Origin of the sequence: Streptomyces sp. NPDC058955, from assembly GCF_042741435.1 — a bacterium.
Classification (GTDB): domain Bacteria; phylum Actinomycetota; class Actinomycetes; order Streptomycetales; family Streptomycetaceae; genus Streptomyces.
In genome coordinates this window covers 1-4,652 of record NZ_JBHYKM010000222.1, presented here as the reverse complement: position 1 = coordinate 4,652, position 4,652 = coordinate 1, and the positions used below count along the sequence as shown (strand labels likewise).

The window sequence follows — 4,652 nt, the reverse complement described above, 5'->3', positions numbered from 1 at the left end:
ACCCCCGCTCCCAACCCCCCTCCGCAACACGAGATCGATTCGTGTCTCGTGGGATCGGTTTTGTGTATAAGAGACAGGAACCGGTCGGTTCGGGGCCCTTCCGCGTACCGCGCACGGCCCTGGTCAGTCCGGGGCGCCCTCCGGGAGGCCCTGCGCGGCGGCGTCCACGAGCAGCCGCTCCACCTCCAGGAGGAGGCCACGGGCCCGTTCGCGGGGCAGGTACCAGAGGTCGACCAGGGCGTGGTGGACGTCGGCGCCGTCCACGTCCTGCGCCCAGTACCAGAGCCGGGCCTCCTGGCGGGGCTTCGGGCCGTCCCAGGCCGTCTCGGTGCGCGGCAGCAGCGCGAGGAGCTCCCCCGCCGTGGCGGCGGTCCGGGTGCGCGGGGGCCTCAGGTCGTTGAAGCCGCAGGTCAGTTCGATCTCCGGCACGCCCCGTTCGGCGGCGACGCGGGCCTTGAGTGCGGCGAGCGCGACCGGGTCGCACTGGGCCCTGCGGTAGGCGCGCATCGCGGCGCCGCCGGTGGCGCGGACCACGTCGGCGAAGTCCTCGCCCGCCGTGCGGACGAGGGTGACGCAGCTGCCGAAGGCGATGCCGACGAGGTCGCGGAACTCGGGGAGGCCGCGGTTGGAGGCGATGAGCCGCAGCGGCACGCCGGGCCGGCCGGTGAGCGTGCCGAGCACACTGTGGAGGGCCGCCATGAGCACGGTGGTGCCGCTGGTGCCGAGCCGGGCGGCCAGGGTGCCGGTCGCCAGGGCGAGGGCCGGGGAGACGAGGGTGACCTGGCCGAAGCGGTCGGGGTGGTCGAGCGGCGGCGGGTCCCCGGCGGGCGGGGCGAAGAGGGTGGCGGGCGCGGCCCGCAGGACCTCCTCCCAGTGGGCGAGGGCCGCCTCGGACCGGGCCAGGCCGCGCGGGGACGCCTCGGCCCGCCCCTGGTCGAGGTGCTGGTGGCCGACGGGGGCGAGCTCCGCCGGGGTGGTGCGTCCGTGCAGGAGGGCGTCGAGCTCCTCCACCAGCAGGAGGAGTCCGGCGTGGTCCAGGGTGACATGGGAGGCGACGACAACAAGCCGGTCCGGGCGGCCCCGGTGCTCCAGCAGGGCGACGCGCAGCGGAAGTTCGACCGCGAGGTCGAAGCGGGCTCCCCGCATCGCTTCGGCGAGCCGGGCGGCCTCGGCGGCCGGGTCGGCGTCGCGGCCCGGGGTGTGGTGGACCCGCAGCGGGAAGGTCGCGGCGGCTTCGAGGACCTGGACGGGGGTGCCGTGGGCGTCGGTCAGGTAGCGGGTGCGCAGGGCCTCGTGCCGCCCGGCGACGGTGGCGACGGCGGCTGCGACGGCGGCCCCGGTGGTTCCCTCCGGCAGGTCGAGGACCCTGACGTGGTTGAAGTGGTGGTCGTGCGGCTTCATCCACTCGGTGTCGTTCCACTGGAGCCGCTGGGACCAGGTGAGCGGCGCGGTGCCGGACCGCTCTCCGGTGACGGTCACGGTGACGGTCCGGGCGGGGGGCGGGAGCGCGGTCACGACGGGTCGTCCATGAGGGGGGCGAGTGCGGTGCGCAGGGCGCCGGCCGTGGCGAAGTTCTCGGGCGTGAGGAGGGCGTCGGGGATGGTCACCCCCAGGGCGTCCTCCAGGCCGATCAGGAGGTGGACGGTGGAGAGCGAGTCGAGGCCGAGGGCCGCGAGGGAGGCGTCGGACGGTATCTCCCGGTCCGCCTCCAGGAGCGGCAGGTGCTCGCGGAGGACGTCGTCGAACCGCGGTGTCCAGGTGGTCTGCAAGTGCTTCCCCTTCGGAAGGTGGTGGCCGGCGGCCCGGTGCCGCGCCGCCGGTACGGCTGTGCCCGGGTCGCGGGCCCCGGCGGCCGGGGTCAGCCGGACGGCGCGTCGCCGAGGAGCCGGACCGCGCGGTCGGCGAGGCAGAGGGTGCCGGTCGCGGTCAGGAGCCGGTCGTCGGCGTAGTTGAGACTGGCCGAGCGCAGGTCGCGCAGGTGGCGCTCCAGCGGGAGGGGCGAGTCGGCGCGGTAACCGAGGCCGAGGCCGGCCAGTTGCACGCAGCGGTCGGCGACCCGGTGGCAGAGGCGGGCCGCGGTGACCTTGAGGGTGTTGAGGTGGATCTGGACCGGGGGCGCGGCGGGGTCCGCGCCGGTGGCGCGGATCTCGGTGATCTCCCGCTGGGCCAGGTCGAGATAGGCGCGGACCAGTTCGAGGTCGGTGCGGAGGGTGGCGATGCGTTCGGCGACCAGGTCGGAGGTGAGGTCGATCGAGCCGGGGCGCCGGGGAGAGCGGAGGACGCCGACGAGGCCGGAGACGGCGGCGCGGGCGGCGCCGAGCCAGCAGGCGGCCCAGCCGATGTGCCCGAGCGGGATCAGGCCGGTGGTGGCGACGGCGGCGAACTCGCCGCGGGCGCCGATGACGTGGTGTTCGGGGACGAGGGCGGTGAGGCGGACGGCGACGCTGTGGGTGCCGCGCATGCCGAGCGGGTTCCAGCCGCCGTCGACCCGGACGTCCGCCTGGTCACGGGCGACGTAGACGAGGGTGACGCGGCGGGCGGACGCCTCCTCGCTGTCGCGCATGGTGACGAGGAAGCCGTCGGCGAAGGCGCCGCCGGTGACGACGGGGGCGTCGCGCTCCAGGAGCAGGCCGTCGGGGGTGGTGCGCAGCGGGGCGGCGCTGGTGAGGAGGTGGCCGCCGGTCTGTTTCTCGGAGGTGATGGAGCCGAGGTAGACGCGGCCCTCGGCGATGCGGGGCAGCAGGTCGTCGAGGAGTTCGGGGGCGCCGTGGCGGACGAGGACGTCGACCTGCTGGCAGTGCATGGCCCAGATCATGGCCGTGGAGAGGCAGGCGGAGGCGAGGAGTTGGGCGACCTCGACGAGGTCTGCGAGCCCGCCGCCGAGGCCGCCGCGGTCGGCGGGGACGAGGAGTCCCATGAGTCCGTTGCCGCGGAGGGCGTCGAGGGATTCGACGGGGAAGCGGGCCTCGGTGTCCACGGCGGCGGCGTGTGCGGCGAGGACCGGCAGGACGGCCCTGGCCCGGTCGGCGGGCGAGGGGCCGGCCGGGCGGGCGGCGGGGGCTCGGCGCAGTTCCAGGACGGTGGCGGAGACGACGCGGCCGTCACGGACGGCGACCTCGGCCGGGGCGGGGCGGGAGAGGAAGGCCAGGAGGCTGGCGCTGAGGCCGTAGGCGCCGGTGTTGGGGACGGCGAGGAGGTCGCCGGGGGCGGGCAGCGGCAGGGTGGCGTCGTGGGCCAGGGTGTCGCTGGGGGTGCAGAGGGGGCCGACGAGGGTCAGGGGGTGGGGGGTGCCGGCCGGAGCTCCGTCGGGTGTTCCGTCGGGTGTTCCGTCGGGTGTTCCGTCGGGTGTTCCGTCGGGGGGCACGGGGACGGCGCGGACGGGCGGGAGGCGGCGCAGGCCCGCGAGGCCGCCGAGGGTGTTGACGCCGGCGTCGAGGACGACGAAGGTGCGGCCCCGGCTCTCCTTGACGTCGGTGACGGTGGTGAGCAGCCGGCCGCAGGCGCCGCTGAGGTGGCGGCCGGACTCGAAGGCGATGTCGACGTCCCCGGTGCGCCAGGCGGGGAAGTCGCGGTCGAGGGCCTCCTCCAGGGTGGCGCGCAGGCGGGGGTAGGCGGGGCGTGCGCCGGGGACCGCGTACGGGTGGGCGAAGCCGCCGCCGAGGTCGAGGAGGCGTACGGGGATGCCGTACGTGTCGCGCAGCAGGGCGGCGGTGCGGACGTTGGCGAGAAGTTCGCGCAGGAGGCTGTCCTCGTCGCCGGCGTTGGTGAGGGAGAAGAGGTGGAGGCCGACGGGCTCCACGTGCTGCTCCTCGGCGATCCGTCCGCTCCAGTCGGCGGCGGTCTCCAGGTCGAAGCCGAACTGGGAGGCGGTGCCGGTCATCCGGAGGCCGGCCGCGCCCGCTCCGGTGGTGCCGTTGATCCGGAGCAGGCAGCGGGCGGTGACGCCGTGCGCGGCGGCGGCCGTGCCGATGCGGTGGAGGTCGCCGGGGGACTCGGCGGAGAAGAGGGTGACGCCGCGGCCGAGGGCGTGGGCGAGTTCGGCGGGGGTCTTGCCCGGGCCGGTGTAGAGGCAGTCGGCGGCGGGGTGTCCGGCGAGCAGCGCGGCGTCCAGTTCGCCGGTCGAGCTGACCTCGGCGCGGCAGCCGGCGGTCCGGAGCGCGCGCACCACCTCGGGGTGGGGGTTGGCCTTGAGGGAGTAGAACAGGGTGGACCCGGCGGGGAGTTCGCGGCGCAGCGCGACGGCGGCCCGGTCGGCCGCGGCGAGGTCGTAGACGTAGAGCGGGCTGCCGTACCGCTCGACCAGGGTCGTCGCCTTCATGGGTTCTCGTTCCTCACGGTCTTCGCCGAACGCGTGCGGTCGGCCCTCTGGGGAGTGCGCGGGGGCCGGCCCTCCGGATGCGCGGGGACGGGCCGGCGGGTCCGCGAGGTCCACCGCGGTACGCGGCCGGTCGCCGCCCGTCGGATCGCGCCGGTCGCGTCGTGTGCGGGGCGGCCCGCGCCCGGTGGGGGCCGGGCACCCGTGGCCCGGGAACGCCCGGACGAAGATACACACGGCCCGGGGGGGGGGGCTGGGGGGGGGGGGCGCGGGGGCGGGGCCCGGCCCGGGGGGTGGGGGGGGGGGGGGCGGGCCCCCCGGGGGGGGGGGCCGGCGC

General features: G+C 76.5%; 3 protein-coding genes. All 3 read right to left on the bottom strand.

Going from position 1 to position 4,652, the window contains the following annotated elements:
* Positions 1 to 123 precede the first annotated feature (123 nt).
* The 3 genes from ACFW1I_RS37995 to ACFW1I_RS37985 all read right to left on the bottom strand — a co-directional run bounded on the left by ACFW1I_RS37995 (position 124) and on the right by ACFW1I_RS37985 (position 4,318).
* The gene (locus ACFW1I_RS37995) at positions 124 to 1,515 is read right to left on the bottom strand and encodes a condensation domain-containing protein (RefSeq protein WP_384678627.1); all 1,392 of its coding nucleotides are present in this window, start codon (positions 1,513 to 1,515) and stop codon (positions 124 to 126) included.
* Entirely contained in the window at positions 1,512 to 1,769 is a 258-nt protein-coding gene (locus ACFW1I_RS37990; RefSeq protein ID WP_384678625.1) for a phosphopantetheine-binding protein, read from the bottom strand. The genes ACFW1I_RS37995 and ACFW1I_RS37990 overlap by 4 nt, the downstream gene beginning before the upstream one ends.
* An 89-nt stretch (positions 1,770 to 1,858) precedes the next feature.
* Entirely contained in the window at positions 1,859 to 4,318 is a 2,460-nt protein-coding gene (locus ACFW1I_RS37985) for an acyl-CoA dehydrogenase family protein (RefSeq protein ID WP_384678624.1), read from the bottom strand.
* Between the last annotated feature and the right edge of the window lie 334 nt (positions 4,319 to 4,652).

Excerpts from the sequence above, each read along its gene's own strand:
- ACFW1I_RS37985 (WP_384678624.1), bottom strand. The coding sequence starts at position 4,318 with ATGAAGGCGACGACCCTGGTCGAGCGGTACGGCAGCCCGCTCTACGTC.